Origin of the sequence: Arthrobacter sp. ok909, from assembly GCF_900104405.1 — a bacterium.
Taxonomy (GTDB): domain Bacteria; phylum Actinomycetota; class Actinomycetes; order Actinomycetales; family Micrococcaceae; genus Arthrobacter; species Arthrobacter humicola.
This window is the reverse complement of the sequence record NZ_FNJS01000031.1, coordinates 1-15,687: the sequence shown is the minus strand read 5'-3', so window position 1 is coordinate 15,687 and position 15,687 is coordinate 1. Positions and strand designations below refer to the sequence as shown.

The window sequence follows — 15,687 nt, the reverse complement described above, 5'->3', positions numbered from 1 at the left end:
TGTGGCGCACTTCGTGATCATGGGTTGTGGCCGTGTCGGGGCAACCCTGGCACACACGCTCGAGGAAGCCGGCCATTCCGTGGCTATTATCGACCAGGACGACCGTGCGTTCCGCCGGCTCCGTGCGGGCTTCACCGGCCGCAAGGTCACGGGGGTCGGGTTCGACCGCGAGACCCTCAAGCGGGCCGGCGTCGAGGAAGCCTACGCGTTCGCGGCGGTCTCAAGCGGCGACAACTCCAACATCCTCGCCACCCGGGTAGCCCGCGAGACCTTCCACGTTCCCCACGTCGTGGCCAGGATTTATGATCCGGGCCGCGCCGAAATCTACCAGCGCCTGGGTATCCCCACGGTGGCCGCGGTCCGCTGGAGTGCCGACCAGGTGCTGCGCCGTATCCTGCCGGAACAGCACGTCGCCGGCGATTTCCGCGAGCCCTCGGGCCGCCTGGTCCTCGCCGAGGTGGACCTCAACCCCGGCTGGATCGGGCACCCGATCTCGTCCATCGAGAAAGCGGCCGGCATCCGGGTCGCGTATCTGACCCGGTTCGGCGAGGGGACCCTGCCCGCCGCCGGCATGTCCTACCAGGACGGCGACACCGTCCACGCCATGCTGAACGTGGACCGCAGCTCCGAGGTCGGCCATATTCTCGCCAAGTCCCCCGCCAAGGAGTCCTAAGTGAAAGTCGTCATCGTCGGTGCCGGAAGCGTCGGATCCTCGATCGCCCGTGAACTGCTGGCCCACAAGCACGAAATCCTGCTGATCGATGAGAAGCCGGAGGTCATCGGCCGCAGCGGACTGCGCGGCGCCCACTGGCTGGTCGGTGATGCCTGCGAGCTGAGCACGCTGCAGGACGCCAAACTCGAGGACGCCGACGTCGTGGTTTCCGCCACCGGTGACGACAAGGTCAACCTTGTGGTCTCACTGCTGGCCAAGACGGAATTCGGCGTGGGGCGGACCGTCGGCCGGGTCAACAACCCTAAGAACGACTGGATGTTCGATGACTCCTGGGGCGTCGACGTCGCGGTTAACACCCCGCAACTCATGACCGCCCTGGTGGAGGAAGCGGTGGAGATCGGCGACCTGGTCCGGCTGCTGACGCTCCAGACCGGGGTGTCCTCGCTGGTGGAGTTCACGGTCCCGCATGATTCCCACGTGATCGGCCTGACCGTGGGCGATGTCCAGTGGCCCGAGGACTCCACCCTGGTGGCGATCCTGCGCGACCAGGCACCCATCACGCCCAGCCGCGACGACGTGATCGACGGCGGCGACGAGCTGTTCTTCGTGACTACGATCGCGGCCGAGGACGACCTCCGCGCCCTGCTGGCGCCCGAGTCGCCGCTCGATGATCAGCACCCGGTGACCTCGGACCAGCACGGCCACGTCACCCAGCCGGCCGGAGACGACGGCTTCGACGGCTGACGGGCTTTAACCGCAGTTGCGCTGTCAGTTGTGGCTGTTCTCAGGATTGGGAACAGCCACAACTGACAGCGCAAGCGGTTGGTCGAGCTATTCTGTTTCGGCTTCTGCGTCCGCGTCGGCCAAGACCGGCGCGGGCCGGGTCAGCAGCCAGGCAATCCAGACGCCGAGGATATAGAGCGGGGCCCCCATGAGCAGCCGGGTGGTGGCGAGGGCGGCGAGGCCTTCTTCCCCCATGAAGTAGAGCGGCACCTGCACCACGAGCCGCAGGACCAGCACGGAAACAATCACCCACGTGCCGATCCCGTAAGCCTTTACCCGCTTCGGATCTTTACGCCAGTCCAGGCCCTCGTTGCGGATGAAGCCGAAGAGCAGACCGGCGATCGGCCAGCGCACGGCCACGGAGATGGACATTGCCAGGATGTAGCCGATGTTGGTGAAGAACCCCAGGACGTAGAAGTTCTCCGCCTTTCCCGTCGAGGTGGCGAGCCAGGCGGAAAGCCCGACGCCGATGAACCCCGCCAGTGCCTGCGTCAGGGGCTTGCGCTGGACCAGCCTGGCCACGGTAAAGGCTGCGGCCACTGCCACGGAAGCGATGACGGCCAGCGACAGGTTCTCGCGGTCTATGGTGAAGGCGATCAGGAAGACGAGGCCCGGCAGGATGCTCTCCGCGATGCCCTGGATGCCGCCGGCGCTCTTGAGCACGTCAATATTGCCGTTGCTCGACCGGTGCAGGCCGGCCTTCGCCGCATAGTCGCCCGCAAGCTGGGCCACGGTCGGCTGCGATGCGACGGGCCGGGAAATGTCCTGGTCGGTGCCGGCGGATTCCCCCGGCTCCCGCGGGCCGCTGTCTCTGTCTTCCCGCCGGGGGGTCCGCTCGGGGTGTTCGGGCAAGGTCATTGCTCCTCCTGGCGGGAAAGTATTTCGTAGCGCGGATTGAAGATGGTGGGCAGTCCGTCACGGATGGTGACCATGCCCTCGAGCCGGAGTTCCGTGCCAGCGTCGACACCGGGAATCCGTCGGCGCCCCAGCCATACGACGCGCAGCCGGTCCTTGGGGCCCGCGGGCCGCTGGCGCTGCGCGCCGGGACGCACGCGGTGGGTGGACACGGTGGCGGGCAGGCTGCCGGCCGCTTCGGCACCGGCGCCGCCCTTCACGCCGGCTCCCAGGAAGCGGGAGACCGGGGCTGGCGCGTCGTGATCGATCACGATGGCGGTGAAGGCGGCCACCTGGTTGGCCGGCACGTACGTGACGGACTCGATGAAGCCGTGGCATAGCACCCGTCCGCGGTCCGGCAGGTCCCGGACCGGCACGGCGGCGGTAGCTTTCTTGCCGGCGGCTTCAGCCAATCTGGGTTATCTCCGGTCCGCGTTCGGGCTGTTCGAATTCGGGGGCCGCGTGCGGTGAGGGCGCGGCCGCCGTGTCCTTGGGAAGGCGGAGCTGCAGCAAGTCGCGCGGCGGCATGGGGTTCTCGCCGCGGACGACGACAATCTGCCGGAAGAGCCCTTCCAGCCCGGCCGCGGAGTCGCGGTCCAGTGCCGCTTCACCGCCGAAGACGCCGCGGAGGAACCAGCGCGGGCCGTCGACGCCGATGAAGCGAGCCACGCGGTAGCCCTGGCTGCCGTCCGCGCCGCCTGCAGGGAGCTTGGCCACGAGCTCGGTGCCGAAGCTGCCCTCGATCTCTTCGACCTGGCCGCCCTGGCTGCCAACCGACTGGCCGATCTGTTCACGGATTTCGTCCCACAGGCCCTCTGAGCGGGGGGCTGCGAAAGCCTGAAGCTGAAGGCTCGACCCCTCCAGGTCCATCGTGACGGCTACGACCCGCTGGGTGGCCTCTTCAACTTCCAGGCGGAGCTGGAGTCCCTCGCGGGGGGTGATCAGGAGCGCGCCAAGGTCCACGTAGCCGTCCTGGCCCTCGATTTCCGAGACGTCGAAGGGACCCGTCGAGGCCCGGCCCGCGGTCTTGGCTGCGTTGCCGCCCGACTTCGTGCCGTCCACAGTCGCCGTGCCGTCAACAACAGCTTCCTGGTCCGTGTCCGGCCCTGTCAGCTGTTCCTGCTTGGCTTTCTTGCCACGCCCAAAAACCATGGGGTTGTCTCCTTAGTTGTGATCCTGTGCCGCCGCGCGGCGCCATCCTGGCGCCTGCCTGCGTGGCCGTCCGCTACCCGGCAGCCGCCTGCTCAATTTTCCCTGCACCGCTGATCTTGCTGCAGCGCTGTGTGCGGCACTGCAGAATCCCGGATGACCCTCATGGCCAGGCCGGAACCTGTATTCAGGCCGGTCCGCCGAAACCGCCGGTGGAGCCGAAGCCGCCTCCGCCTCGGACCGAGCCGTCCAGTTCCTCGACGGGGAGGAACCGTGCGTACTCCACGCGCTGAATGACCATCTGTGCAATTCTATCGCCGCGCCGCAGCTCGATCGCCTCGTCCCGGTCCGTATTGAGCAGTGTCACCGCGATTTCTCCGCGGTAGCCGGCGTCGACCGTGCCGGGGGCGTTCACAACAGTCAGACCGTGCTTTGTGGCGAGGCCGGACCGGGGGTGGATGAGCGCAACGAAGCCGTCCGGGAGGGCAATAGAAACCCCGGTTGGAACAAGGCGGCGCTCCCCCGGTGCAAGGACCACGTCCTCGCGGGCGCGAAGGTCGGCGCCGGCGTCGCCCGGGTGCGCGTACGACGGCGGCTCGAGCCCGTCGTCGAGCATCTTCAGCTGTACCGTCAAGGTGGGCGTTCCATACTCTGCATCGCGGGCCGTTCGTGCGGCCCCGGCGACGGCGGTGTTTTCTTCAGTCACAGTCCCTCACTCTAACGCCAGCGACGAGTATCGTCCTAGCCGCCTGCGCGCCCGGGGGCTGCCAACCGGCCGCGCGTGCGGGCCGCCGGGTAGGAGCGAGGTCGGCACGGACTTCGAGCCGGGTGAAGCCGAGATGAAATAGCCCGCGAAAGATGGAAAGCTGGGCTTATGCCCGAATCCAGCGCAGCTGCGCCTGCCCCCAAGAGTGCCCCGAGCGACTCCACTGTCCTGTACGCCGAGAAGCTCTGGCCGAACTTCTGGATCTGGCTTGTGTCGGCGGGGCTCTCCAGCGCCGGAATCCTCATGCTGGCGCCCATCAGCATCTGGGCCGGCATTACCGCAGCCATTGTGCTCTTCGTCGTCATCTCTGTGCTTCTGTTGCTGTCCACGCCGTCGATCACCGTCACGAAGACGACCCTGAAGGTGGGCCGGGCCACGATCGAACGCGGGTTCCTGGGCAAGGCGACGGCATTCCGGGGCAAGGAGGCGACGGCGGAACGCGGCACACGCCTTAACGGCCTGGCGTTCTTATGTATCCGCGGCTGGGTGGATCCGGTGGTCCGGATCGAGATCGAGGACCCCTCGGACCGCACCCCGTATTGGCTCACATCCACCCGCCACCCGGAGCAGCTGCTTGCCGCACTCAATTCCTGACTTGCACCGGTTGCCGGGAGCCTAGCCCTCGCAGTCCTTGCAGTACTTGAGGCCGTCCTTTTCTCGGGCAATCTGCGAACGGTGGCGGACGAGGAAGCAGGAGGCACAGGTGAATTCGTCTGCCTGGGCGGGCAGGACCCGGACCAGCAGTTCCTCCCCGGACAGGTCAGCGCCGGGAAGTTCGTAGCCTTCGGCGAGGTCAGACTCGTCTTCATCCACCACAGCGGAAGGCTTCTCCGTACGCCGCACCTTCAGAGCCTCAATGGAATCCTCACTGAGGTCTTCTTCGGTCTTGCGCGGCGCATCGTAATCAGTCGCCATTATTTGTTGCTCACACTCCGCATTCGTTCGATTCGATCGATGTGACCAATTTGCTCAATTTGCTCAATTTGATCAAATGGTTCGCCGGTCCCGGCGGCCCTGCCAGGCTTGTGACCCTGGGCCCCCGGAGCGGTTCTCCGATGTCAACGCCGGACATGCGGTTTTTGTGCCCGGTGTCGGTCATTTTTGCTTAAGCTCCTGCCGAACACCAGAGCCCGCCGCTCCCTTCCTCCCGTTATCTTCCGCAGACCGGCCAAAACCGGCGGAAAGTCGCGGAAAATCACGGCGCGCCAGCCGTCCTAACCCGAAATGCGTCCCGCTGGTGGCAGAGTTTCGATTGTTAGTAATGCCAGGGTGGAGGATTTGTATGCAGGATCTACGGCTTGTAGGCGTCCACGACGACGGAGAGCATCTCCTGTTGAGTGGCACCGGCGGCGAGATGTTCCAGCTGCCGATCGATGAAGCACTTCGGGTAGCAGCCGGCCGGACGGCGGCCAAGGCCGCTTCCAGCGCGGCCGCGGCACCCATTGCCATGTCTCCGCGGGATATCCAGACCAGGATCCGGAACGGAGCCACCGCCACCGAAGTGGCGGAACTGTCCGGCATTCCGCTGGAAAGAGTTCAGCGCTATGAAGGGCCGGTCCTCGCTGAGCGCGAGTACATCGCCGAACAGGCGCGCAAGGTGGAGGTGGCCTCCCCCGCCCCGGGCCACGACATCTACCGGTCCGTATTCGGGGACAACCCGGCTTCCCTCAGCGACATGGTCGAGCACCGGCTGAAGGCCTACGGCGTCGAACCCTCAACTCTGGAATGGGACTCCTGGCGGCGTCCCGACGGCAGCTGGAACGTGGTGGCCCGCTTCGAGCCCAAGCCCGGCGGCCCGGCCGGGATCGGCGAGGAACCGCCGGCCATGTGGACTTTCCACCCCGCCCGGAAGTCGCTGCACAACGCGAACCGCTGGGCCCAGCAACTGAGCGAACTCGAGCCGCTCGAAGGTCCTGTTCCGACGCGCCGGCTTACCGCCGTTTCCGACCGGCCCTTTGACTTTGAAACCGACGCCGAGGCCGCAGCCCGGACGGCGACAGGTCAGCACAGCATCATCCATCAGATGCTGCTTCAGCAGGACCGGATCCACCAGGAACAGGACGCCGACGGGCTGCTGGACATGTTGCGTTCCCGCCGGGGTCACCGGATCGGGGTGGACGAGGACGCCGACGACGCCCTCGCCATGCTCCTGAACAATGGGGTCCCCGCGGCCCATCCCCGGCCCGCCGAAGTGCCCGAGATGGCCGAACTGGTGGAACTGGCCGACGCGTCTGAGATTTCGCAGGATGCTGAACCGGAGTCCGTCCCCGCGCCCGTTGAGTCTGACGACGTCAATCCAGATATCACCGACCCTGGGCAGCCAGCTACTCCTTCGGCGGAGGCGTCCGCCCCGGTTGAGACCGATGCCTTCACGCGCCGCCGCGATGGCAGGCCGTCGATGCTCTCGCGTCTGACCCTGGCACCGCGCATCCCCGAAGAGGACGACGTCCTGAAGCTCCACGACGGCGTCAGCACCGAGACGCGGGAAGTCACCATCGCGGCCTCGCAACTTCGCCCGCCGGCCAAGAACCCGACCGCAAGCCCCGGACTGGACGAACTGATCGGCGGCGGAAGCTCGCGCCGGCAGCACCGCGAGTCCCAGGGCGCTACCCGGAACGACGCCGCTACGGACCAGCCGGAGCGCCAGCCGGCCAAGCCGAAAAGATCAAGTGTTCCCAGCTGGGATGAAATCGTCTTTGGGACCCGCAACGACCAGTAAGACAACCGCGGTGTCTCAGCGGCGGGGCGCTTTCTTACCGTCGGCCTTGAAGCACAGCAGCGGAACTTCCCGTTCGGCCTTAGTAAGGGAACCATGCTGGCCTACAACTTCCAGGGCCGTGGGCCGGACCCGACGCGTATCGTAGAGCGCCAGCGAATCCCGGGCCGCGATCATGACGTGCCCGATCCGCAGGGCTGCTTCCGCGCGCACGTCGCCGAACAACCCGCCTGCGATCGCTTCCTCACGGGTGAAGGCCCAGATTCTGTCCCCGAAGCGGGCCCGCCAGCTTTCCAGCAGGCGGGCACGGGCGACGTCGTCCGTTCCGTCCTCAAGGTACAGGTGAACCATCCGCGGCTCGCCGGCGGTGTGCCGCACGCCGGCGATGAGCGCCGGATCCGCGGAGTAGTCGATCCGCTGCGACTCCGGCACGTCGACCATGCCGTGGTCCGCCGTGAGCACCACGGTGGTTCCGGGCGGCAAAGTGGCGTTGAGCCGGCGCACGGTGGCATCGAGCTCCTCAAGCTGGTGCTCCCACTGGGGAGACTGGCAGCCGTAACGGTGCCCTGCTTTGTCCAGCTCGTTGACGTAGAAGTACATCAGCGAGGGCCCGGCGCCGGCCATGGCCTCGGCCGCCGCGCCGGTGCGGGCGTGTGAAGTGACGCCGGTGACGAATCGCCCGCCGCGGAGCGCAGCCTGGGTCATAGCCGAGGTGCTGAACTGCGGGAGACTGACCGTCGTGACGTCGACGTAGTCGGCAGCCCTTTCAAAAACGGTGGGGAACGGCTGCCAGGTCTGCGGGTCGACGCCGGCATCCCAGTTGCCGAGCATGTTCACTACCCGGTCCTGGTCGGGGTCGAGGACGTCGTAGCCGACCATGCCGTGCTGGCCGGCCGGGAGCCCGGTGCCAAAGCTCGCAAGGGACGCCGCAGTGGTGGACGGGAACGCCGAGTCCAGTGACACCGGGACGCTGCCCTGCCCCGCCTGAAGGACCGAGCGCAAGAATGGCGTGTGCGCGGTCTTTTGCTTCAGCAGGTTGCGCCCCAGCCCGTCGGCCAGCACCACGCAGATCCGTTGGGCCGGTGGCAGGTGCAGTTTGTTCTCGAAACCCGGGACCCCCAGGCTTGCCGCGGCACTCGTCAGGACCTCGGCGATCGAGCGGTGACCAAACGCCGGAGCCGGCGGGAGCGGGAAGGACCCGACGGCGGCCGTCACCGGGGCAGCCTCTGGCTCACGGACGTGAGCCATGTCAGCGCTGGTGGCCGCGGCTGAGGCGGTTTCCGAACACGCCCATCCGCGGTCGGGGCGGCAGACCGGGCCCGGTGTGCGGGACCGGTGCCGCGGAACCGGTGTTGACGGCACGAAGGGCGCGGGCGAAGAGCTTGGCATCCTGCACGGCCTGCAGGCCGTCGGCTTCGGCGCTGATCCGCAGGACGATGTCCTCCTGCGCGATGGTGCCGCTGTAGCCGTGATCGGCCTCGCACTGCGGGTCCCCGCAGCTGGCCGGCCCCATGTCGAGTCGCTGGCCGCCGGACCAGGCAATGGACAGCGTCAGCTCGCGGACCGGGTCAGAGGGCTTATAGTCCTGTGGCTGGGCGTAGACGTAGCTGAGGACCACCGAGCGGATCTGCGTCACCGGGACGGACTCGGTGGAGACCTGGGCGACGGTCTGCTCGCCGGCTTCGTCGAGCTGCTGGTCGTCCACATGGGTGATGACCAGCATGTCCTCCGTCAACACCAGGACCGTGATGTGGCGGCGGACCTCGGCACGGTCGAAGTGCGTCTCGAGGTGCACCAGATGTGCCACGCAGTCGCGGCCATCCAGGGCATCCGCGACAACGTCCGCCACGAGCCGCGGGTAGAACCCGGCCTGCTGGAGGGACCCTTCCAGGCTCTGGCCCTGCGCGCTGTGGTCATGGAGGCCATGGTGATGCGCGGTCTGGCGTCCGGGGGCAGTCGCCAGGGGTTTGGGTGTTGGAGGCTGGGAGCTCATGGTCTCCATTTTCACAGATCGGCTGGGGACTTGCTAACTGCCCGGTCCGGAACAGGGGCTACGGGGACGGGGACGCGGGCCTAACTGCGCATTGCGCGGCGCGCGGTGTCCGTCCGTTGGGCGGCATTGGCGATCCTGACGTCGGCGGCCAGGATGGAGGCGCCGTCGGGCCCAGCGAGGACGGGGTTGAAGTGCACGAGCGCAACCTCAGGATGGTTGTCCTTGAGCCGTGTGAGCCGGGCGGCGAGGTCCTCCAGCGCCGCAACGTCGACGGCGGGAAGGCCCTGGTACCCGAACAGTTTCCTCGACGCCCGGGGCGCCCGGATGAAGTCGTGGACGTCGGAGCCGGAAAGCGGCGGCACGCGGTGGGCCCAGTCATCGAGCAGGTTCACGGCGTCTCCGGCCAGGCCGAAGGAGATCACCGGCCCCAGCAACGGATCCTCGATGGCACGGAATGTGCAGGCCTGCCCCACCGGCACCATCGTCTGCACTTCCAGGGACGAAGAGCCGTACCGTTCCAGCGATTTCCGCATCTCCAGTACGTTGCGGCGTAGCGAATCGGCGTCCTGGATGTCCAGCCGCACGCCGCCGAGGTCCAGCCGGTGCCGCAGGGCCGGATCCGTGGTCTTCAGCACCACCGGCCAGCCGAGCCCCTCGGCCGCCGCGACGGCCTCCTCCACCGTCTCGAACCCGACGGACGGAACCACCCGGATGCCGTAGTGGCCCAGCAGCCGCGCGGCCGTGTCCTGGTCCAGCCGGACGAGCTGCTCCCCGCCCACATTATGCAGCAGCTGTTCCAGCTCTTCCCGGGCGGCGTCCGGGTGGCAGCCTTCGGGTTCCACGAACAGGCCTTGGTCCCGGTCCAGCCACTGGGCATAACGCACGACGGCGGCCAGTGCCGCCACCGCCGTGCCGGGGTTGGAGTAGCAGGGTACCGGCGGAGTGAGCAGAGCCTGCTGGGGCTGCTCCGGCTCCACGCCGACCATGCCCTCCACGTAAATGGAAGGATCAAGGATTCCGCTAAACGCGGCAACCACGGGCTTGCCGGCAGCCGCGGAACATTCCGCCAGCACACCGGCGATTTTTTCGACAGTGAGGCCGCGCGCCGGAAGCAGCGCCACCACCACGGCGTGCACCGTGTCCGACGTCAGCGTTTCCTGCAGGCTCCGACGCAGGGCCGGCAGCGCGCGGGACATGCCGGCGTCGAGGTCGACGTCGGCGACGATCCGGTCCACGCCGAGCCCCTGCCCTGCGGCGCTGTCCGCCACCACCTTGCCGAGGGCGCGCGAATTGCTGAAGACGGCGATGCCGGGGCCCTTCGGCAGCGGCTGGCTGGACACGATCTGGGCGACGTCCATGAGTTCTTCGATGGTCTCCACCCGGATCACGCCGGCCTGCCGCATCATGGCGTCCAGGGCTTCAGGAGGCGCCTGCGTGGTGCGGACGGCGTGCCCAGGCGGCAAATTCAGGCCCATGGCGTCGGACTTGGCCACAATCACGGGTTTGGTCCGGGCCAGACGCCGCGCCAGCCGGGAAAACTTGCGCGGGTTGCCGATCGATTCCAGATACAACCCCACCGCAGTGGTGTCGGCGTCGTCCTCCCAGTACTGCATCAGGTCGTTGCCGGAGACGTCGGCGCGGTTGCCGGCGGAGAGGAAGGTCGAGATGCCCACCCTGCGGCGGCTGGAGGCGGCATAGAGAGCTACCCCGATCGCGGCCGACTGGCTGAAAAGCCCCAACCCGCCGCGGCGAGCCAGCGCGGGCGCCATCGAAGCGTTGAGGGAAACGGCCGGGTTGGTGTTGACGATGCCCAGCGAAGCCGGCCCGATCACGCGCATGCCGTTGGCGCGGGCCTGCCGCACGAGTTCGCGCTGGCGGGCCAGGCCGCGTTCGCCGTCGTCCGCGTACCCGGCGGTGGCGACCACGATTCCCTTCACGCCGGCGGCGCCGCATTCCTCGACGACCTTGGGGACTTCGTCATACGGGACCGCGATGATGGCGAGCTTGACCGGACCCGGCACCTCAGAGAGCCGGGCGAAGGAGAGCATCCCGGCCAGTTCCAGGGCCTCCGGGTTGATGGCATACACCGGGCCGTGGAACCCGCCTTCGATGATGTGCTCAAGCAACTGGTAGCCCACGGTTCCCCATTTGCGGCTCGCCCCGATCACGGCCACGGAGGAGGGGGCGAGCAGTTCCTGGATGCTGCGGGCCTCGGCGCGGTGCTCACGGGATTCCATCACGGCCCTGGACTTGTCCGTGGGATCGATGTTGAACTCGAGGCTGACCACGCCGTCGTCAAAGTGCCGTTTGACGTCATAGCCGGCGTCGGAGAACACCATGAGCATCTTGCGGTTTTCCGGAAGCACTTCGGCGCTGAACTTGCGGATCCCGTTTTCGCGGGCGGCGGCCGCGAGGTGTTCAAGCAGGATCGAGCCGATCCCGCGGCCCTGGTGGGCGTCGGCGATGTTGAAGGCGACCTCGGCCTCCTCCGGGTCGTTGAGCCGGTCGTAACGGCCGATGCCCAGGATCTCGCCGCCGATGGTGATCACCAGGGCAACCCGGTCCTTGTAGTCCACCTCGGTGAAGCGCTTGAGTTCCTTGCCCGTCAGCCGGGACTTGAAGGCGAAGAAGCGCATGTAGATGGACTTCTGGGACTGGCCCACGTGGAAGGCCTGGACCGCGTCCGCATCGGAGGAGTGGATGGGGCGCAAATGTGCTGTGCCGCCGTCGCGCAGGACAACATCGGCTTCCCAATATTCCGGATATACGCCGTCCGAGGGCTGATCCACCATAGGCTTAGCCTAGTCATAAACTTACGCAGTACCCGTTCAGCACCCCCTCAGAAGGACCCACCCGCCCCATGGCACGCCGCCAAACCACGCCCCCGGCAGGGGACGCCAGCCAGGATTTCACCGAGAACATCGTCGATATTGATGTCACGTCCGAGATGGAAGGCTCGTTCCTCGAATATGCCTATTCGGTGATCTACTCGCGGGCCCTCCCGGACGCCCGCGACGGGTTGAAGCCCGTGCAGCGCCGCATCCTGTACATGATGAGCGACATGGGGCTACGCCCGGACCGGGGCCACGTCAAGAGCGCCCGCGTCGTGGGCGAGGTCATGGGCAAGCTGCACCCGCACGGCGACGCGGCGATCTACGACGCCATGGTGCGCATGGCGCAGGACTTCTCCCTCCGGCTGCCGCTGATCGACGGGCACGGCAACTTCGGCTCGCTCGACGACGGCCCGGCCGCGCCCCGCTACACGGAGGCCCGGCTGGCGGCTGCGGCCCTGACCCTCACGGACCACCTCGACGAGGACGTCGTCGACTTCGTTCCCAACTACGACAATCAGCTGACCCAGCCGGACGTACTCCCGGCCGCGTTCCCCAACCTGCTGGTCAACGGCGCCACGGGCATCGCCGTTGGCATGGCCACGAACATGGCCCCGCACAACCTCGTGGAGGTCATCGCCGCGGCGCGGCATCTGATCGAAAACCCGGACGCCACGCTCGAGGACATCATGAAGTTCGTCCCCGGCCCGGATCTGCCCACGGGCGGCCGGATCGTGGGCTTGGACGGCATCCGCGACGCCTACGCCACGGGCCGCGGCTCCTTCAAGACCCGCGCCAAGGTGGAGATCGAGCAACTCTCGGCCCGCCGCACCGGCCTGGTGGTCACGGAACTGCCGTACATGGTGGGGCCGGAGAAGGTGATCGAGAAGATCAAGGACGCCGTCAACGGCAAGAAGCTCACCGGCATCAGCGACATCGTGGACCTCACGGACCGCAAGCACGGCCTGCGCCTGGTCATTGAGCTCAAGAACGGCTTCAATCCCAATGCGGTGCTCCAGCAGCTCTACCGCTACACCCCGATGGAAGACTCCTTCGGGATCAACAACGTCACGCTCGTGGACGGCCAGCCGCAGACCCTCGGGCTGCTGCAGCTGCTCTCGGTGTATGTGGACCACCGGATCAACGTTGTCCGCCGCCGCACGGCCTTCCGGCTGGGTAAGAAGAAGGACCGCCTGCACCTGGTCGAGGGCCTCCTGATCGCGATCGTTGACATTGACGAGGTCATCCAGATCATCCGGTCCTCCGACGAGGTTGCCGCGGCCCGGACCCGGCTGATGTCCATCTACGACCTCACCGAGATCCAGGCCAACTACATCCTGGAACTGCGGCTGCGGCAGCTGACCAAGTACTCGCGGATCGAACTGGAGAAGGAGCAGGAGGAGCTCCGCCGGGAAATCGCCGAGCTCGAGGCCATCCTGGGCTCCCCCGCGCTGCTGCGTGGCCTCGTCTCAGACGAACTCGGCGAGATCGCGGAGAAGTACGGTACCCCGCGGCGGACGGTGCTGCTGGAATCCGAGGCCGTCTCCCCCACCGTCGCGGCCGCCGCGGGCGCCGTCACCGGGGCCAAGGGCAAGGCGGCGCCGCTGGCGCTCGAGATCGCGGACGATCCCTGCTGGGCCATCCTCACGGCGTCCGGTCAGATCGCCCGCACTTCCAACCAGGAAAGTCTGGCCGAGGCAGGTCCCCGGACCCGGCATGACGTTTTCTCCTCCGTGGTCAAGACATCAGCCCGCGGCGAGATCGCGGCCGTGACGTCGCAGGGACGCATGCTGCGCCTTCAGGTCATGGACATGCCCGTGCTGCCGCCGACGTCGGGCACTCCGAACATGGCTGGCGGCGTGCCGGCCAAGGATTTCATCACCCTCCTCAAGGGCGAGTCGCTTGTGGCTTTCGTTCCCCTGGATCAGGTCCTCGCAATCGGAACCGCCCAGGGCGTAGTCAAGCGGGTGCAGCCGGACTATCCGCTGAACCGCGAGGACTGGGAAGTGATCGCGCTCAAGGACAAGGACACCGTGGTGGGTGTTTCGTCCGCGGGGTCCGACGACGACGACCTCGTCTTCATCACGCGCCAGGCCCAACTGCTGCGCTTCAGTGCATCCGCCGTCCGCCCGCAGGGCCGGACCGCAGGCGGCATGGCCGGAATCAAGCTGGCCGCCGGGGACCGGGTGCTGTTCTTCGGGACCGCCAACGCGGCCGACGCCGCCGCCGTCGTCGTGACCATCGCTGGGACCGAAGGCGCCCTGCCGGGCACCGCCCCCGGGGCTGCCAAGGTCACTGCGCTGGCCGAATACCCGGCCAAGGGCCGGGCCACGGCTGGAGTGCGGGCGCACCGCTTCCTCAAGGGCGAGGACACGCTGCTCCTCGGCTGGGCCGGCCACGGTCCCGCCAAGGCTTCCTCTTTGGCGGGCGTGGCGCGCTCCCTCCCGGGCGAGCACGGCCGCCGCGACGGTTCGGGAATCCCCCTGTCGCAGGCCATCGACGCCATTGGCCCCAGCATGGCGTGGTCCGAGGAACCGGAGGCCGGGGCCGCGCCGGCGACCTCCGCCGGGACCCCGGCCGGGACGGACGCGTAGCCGTCCGACCACACAAAGCCCGGTCGGGCCGCGGTTTCGCGGCCCGACCGGGCTTTGTGCTCGCTCCTTACCACCGGGCTTTGCGTTCGATCCATAAGCTCGGGCGCCGTCGCCGGGCCCGGCATGAAGGATTGCCCTGGGGGATTGGCGTCCGGCATCAACGTCCGGCAATCTCTCTTTCGGCAAGCGCCATTCCAAGGTTCCGTGGAGTAGTGACTACGCCATGTGGTTGAGGCTCAAGATGTTGCCCTCGGTGTCCAGGAACCATGCGGCCGAACTCCCGTCCGGAGTGGTGGCAATTCCGTCCTCGGTTTTCAGGCCCGGGAAGTCGTATTCCTCGAAGACGATTCCATTGGCCCGGAGTTCCGCGACGGCAGCTGGCAGGTCGTCGACCATCCAGCCTATCTGCGTGTTCTTGGCGGTGCCGGCGTTAGGCGTTTGGTACAGGAGGAACCGGGTTCCGCCGCCGCACGAGTACTGCAGGTTGTCTTCGGCATCCGGGTTGTCGGGTTCGAGCCCGAGCTTGTCGCGGTAGAAACCCCGTGCACGGGCGATGTCCGCCGCCGGTAGCACAGCGCCGACTTGCTGATCCTTGAGCATGGCTATTCTCTTTCCAGGCCCGCCCCCCGGAAGGAATTTTACTCCTCCGGGCGCCGCGCGTACCCGTGAATCTGAAGCAGGATTTCCGGTGACTGCCCGCGGCCCGCCGCGTCCACCGAGCGCGCCGGCGGGCCATTTCATTAATGCGCCGGAGGGCTATTTCATTAAACTGTTCGGACCGCCGTCATGCGGCCATGGTGAGGCGCCCTGGCAACCGGGCGGGACGCGGTTGTGCGGCCGTCATGAGGAGCCGCCGTCGCCAACCGGCTCACGCCGCCGTGCGGCCGCGGCCACCGCGGACGGCCGCGGGTGCTGCCGTGACTGCCGGGTCCGTGACGACACGGGTGGCACCTTGGATCAGATCATGCCGTCATTGTCCGGGTTGCGGTTATGCGGCCCGGGCAAGTCGGGCAGGTGTGAAGTAGTGGTTGCGGCGGGGTTTCTGGCCGGGGTCGATGTGGGGTGGCGGGATGAACCAGGGAACCCCGGTCCGGAGCCGGATGGTCCACGCCTCTTTGTGGATCAGGTGGTGGTGATGGGAGCACAGCAGGGTTCCGTTCTCGGTGCCGGTGGTTCCGCCGCGGGACCAGTACGTGATGTGGTGGGCTTCGCACCAGGGCGCGGGGATGGTGCAGCCGGGGAAGGCGCAGCCGAGGTCCCGGGCGATGAGGGCTTTGCGGAGGTGGGG

At 67.4% G+C, this 15,687-nt stretch carries 15 protein-coding genes; 5 read left to right on the top strand and 10 right to left on the bottom strand.

What is annotated here, in order from left to right; genetic code table 11:
* The first annotated feature begins 1 nt into the window (after position 1).
* Positions 2-673: a potassium channel family protein gene (locus BLR03_RS19160; protein WP_091255692.1), complete on the top strand. Its 672-nt coding sequence runs from the start codon at positions 2-4 to the stop codon at positions 671-673.
* On the top strand, positions 674-1,417 hold the full coding sequence (locus tag BLR03_RS19155) for a potassium channel family protein (protein ID WP_091255690.1): 744 nt from the start codon (positions 674-676) through the stop codon (positions 1,415-1,417).
* Positions 1,418-1,504: 87 nt separating this feature from the next.
* Here the strand turns inward: BLR03_RS19155 and BLR03_RS19150 are convergent, their stop codons facing one another.
* From BLR03_RS19150 to dut, 4 genes are all read right to left on the bottom strand, one after another.
* Positions 1,505-2,314, bottom strand: a complete 810-nt coding sequence (locus tag BLR03_RS19150; RefSeq protein ID WP_091255689.1) for a DUF3159 domain-containing protein — start codon at positions 2,312-2,314, stop codon at positions 1,505-1,507.
* The gene (locus tag BLR03_RS19145) at positions 2,311-2,763 is read right to left on the bottom strand and encodes a hypothetical protein (RefSeq protein ID WP_091255687.1); all 453 of its coding nucleotides are present in this window, start codon (positions 2,761-2,763) and stop codon (positions 2,311-2,313) included. The genes BLR03_RS19150 and BLR03_RS19145 overlap by 4 nt, the downstream gene beginning before the upstream one ends.
* The gene (locus BLR03_RS19140) at positions 2,756-3,502 is read right to left on the bottom strand and encodes a DUF3710 domain-containing protein (RefSeq protein WP_091255685.1); all 747 of its coding nucleotides are present in this window, start codon (positions 3,500-3,502) and stop codon (positions 2,756-2,758) included. The genes BLR03_RS19145 and BLR03_RS19140 overlap by 8 nt, the downstream gene beginning before the upstream one ends.
* A 184-nt stretch (positions 3,503-3,686) precedes the next feature.
* On the bottom strand, positions 3,687-4,205 hold the full coding sequence (gene dut / locus BLR03_RS19135; RefSeq protein WP_091255683.1) for a dUTP diphosphatase: 519 nt from the start codon (positions 4,203-4,205) through the stop codon (positions 3,687-3,689).
* 168 nt (positions 4,206-4,373) lie between these two features.
* Here dut and BLR03_RS19130 point away from each other — a divergent pair, with 168 nt between their 5' ends.
* Positions 4,374-4,859: a DUF3093 domain-containing protein gene (locus tag BLR03_RS19130; protein ID WP_091255681.1), complete on the top strand. Its 486-nt coding sequence runs from the start codon at positions 4,374-4,376 to the stop codon at positions 4,857-4,859.
* A gap of 21 nt (positions 4,860-4,880) precedes the next feature.
* Here the strand turns inward: BLR03_RS19130 and BLR03_RS19125 are convergent, their stop codons facing one another.
* Complete coding sequence (locus BLR03_RS19125; RefSeq protein WP_091255680.1) at positions 4,881-5,180, bottom strand: DUF4193 domain-containing protein; 300 nt, start codon at positions 5,178-5,180, stop codon at positions 4,881-4,883.
* A gap of 367 nt (positions 5,181-5,547) precedes the next feature.
* Here BLR03_RS19125 and sepH point away from each other — a divergent pair, with 367 nt between their 5' ends.
* A complete protein-coding gene (sepH, locus tag BLR03_RS19120; RefSeq protein WP_091255678.1) occupies positions 5,548-6,984 on the top strand; it encodes a septation protein SepH in 1,437 nt (478 codons plus the stop codon).
* Positions 6,985-6,999: 15 nt separating this feature from the next.
* On the opposite strand, the gene BLR03_RS19115 is transcribed toward sepH, so the two are convergent.
* From BLR03_RS19115 to BLR03_RS19105, 3 genes are all read right to left on the bottom strand, one after another.
* Positions 7,000-8,229, bottom strand: a complete 1,230-nt coding sequence (locus tag BLR03_RS19115) for an alkaline phosphatase family protein (RefSeq protein ID WP_091255676.1) — start codon at positions 8,227-8,229, stop codon at positions 7,000-7,002.
* A gap of 1 nt (position 8,230) precedes the next feature.
* Positions 8,231-8,974 carry a DUF5998 family protein gene (locus BLR03_RS19110; RefSeq protein WP_091255674.1) on the bottom strand — a complete coding sequence of 248 codons (744 nt, stop codon included), beginning with the start codon at positions 8,972-8,974 and terminating at the stop codon, positions 8,231-8,233.
* Positions 8,975-9,054: 80 nt separating this feature from the next.
* Complete coding sequence (locus BLR03_RS19105) at positions 9,055-11,766, bottom strand: bifunctional acetate--CoA ligase family protein/GNAT family N-acetyltransferase (protein ID WP_091255672.1); 2,712 nt, start codon at positions 11,764-11,766, stop codon at positions 9,055-9,057.
* A 68-nt stretch (positions 11,767-11,834) separates the two neighbouring features.
* Between BLR03_RS19105 and BLR03_RS19100 the strand changes: the two genes are divergently transcribed.
* Positions 11,835-14,399, top strand: coding sequence for a DNA gyrase/topoisomerase IV subunit A (locus BLR03_RS19100; protein WP_091255671.1), 2,565 nt, complete (start codon positions 11,835-11,837; stop codon positions 14,397-14,399).
* Between the two features lie 216 nt (positions 14,400-14,615).
* Here the strand turns inward: BLR03_RS19100 and BLR03_RS19095 are convergent, their stop codons facing one another.
* Both BLR03_RS19095 and BLR03_RS19090 read right to left on the bottom strand, forming a co-directional pair.
* Positions 14,616-14,999 carry a VOC family protein gene (locus tag BLR03_RS19095; protein ID WP_091255670.1) on the bottom strand — a complete coding sequence of 128 codons (384 nt, stop codon included), beginning with the start codon at positions 14,997-14,999 and terminating at the stop codon, positions 14,616-14,618.
* Positions 15,000-15,387: 388 nt separating this feature from the next.
* On the bottom strand, positions 15,388-15,687 hold a 300-nt coding region (locus tag BLR03_RS19090; protein WP_139184601.1), incomplete at its 5' end, for an HNH endonuclease signature motif containing protein.

Bases quoted from the DNA above. Each gene is read 5' to 3' on its own strand.
- BLR03_RS19115 (WP_091255676.1), bottom strand. From the start codon at position 8,229: ATGGCTCACGTCCGTGAGCCAGAGGCTGCCCCGGTGACGGCCGCCGTC.
- BLR03_RS19130 (WP_091255681.1), top strand. From the start codon at position 4,374: ATGCCCGAATCCAGCGCAGCTGCGCCTGCCCCCAAGAGTGCCCCGAGC.
- BLR03_RS19110 (WP_091255674.1), bottom strand. From the start codon at position 8,974: ATGAGCTCCCAGCCTCCAACACCCAAACCCCTGGCGACTGCCCCCGGA.
- BLR03_RS19140 (WP_091255685.1), bottom strand. From the start codon at position 3,502: ATGGTTTTTGGGCGTGGCAAGAAAGCCAAGCAGGAACAGCTGACAGGG.
- BLR03_RS19100 (WP_091255671.1), top strand. From the start codon at position 11,835: ATGGCACGCCGCCAAACCACGCCCCCGGCAGGGGACGCCAGCCAGGAT.
- BLR03_RS19150 (WP_091255689.1), bottom strand. From the start codon at position 2,314: ATGACCTTGCCCGAACACCCCGAGCGGACCCCCCGGCGGGAAGACAGA.
- BLR03_RS19105 (WP_091255672.1), bottom strand. From the start codon at position 11,766: ATGGTGGATCAGCCCTCGGACGGCGTATATCCGGAATATTGGGAAGCC.
- BLR03_RS19095 (WP_091255670.1), bottom strand. From the start codon at position 14,999: ATGCTCAAGGATCAGCAAGTCGGCGCTGTGCTACCGGCGGCGGACATC.
- sepH (WP_091255678.1), top strand. From the start codon at position 5,548: ATGCAGGATCTACGGCTTGTAGGCGTCCACGACGACGGAGAGCATCTC.
- BLR03_RS19125 (WP_091255680.1), bottom strand. From the start codon at position 5,180: ATGGCGACTGATTACGATGCGCCGCGCAAGACCGAAGAAGACCTCAGT.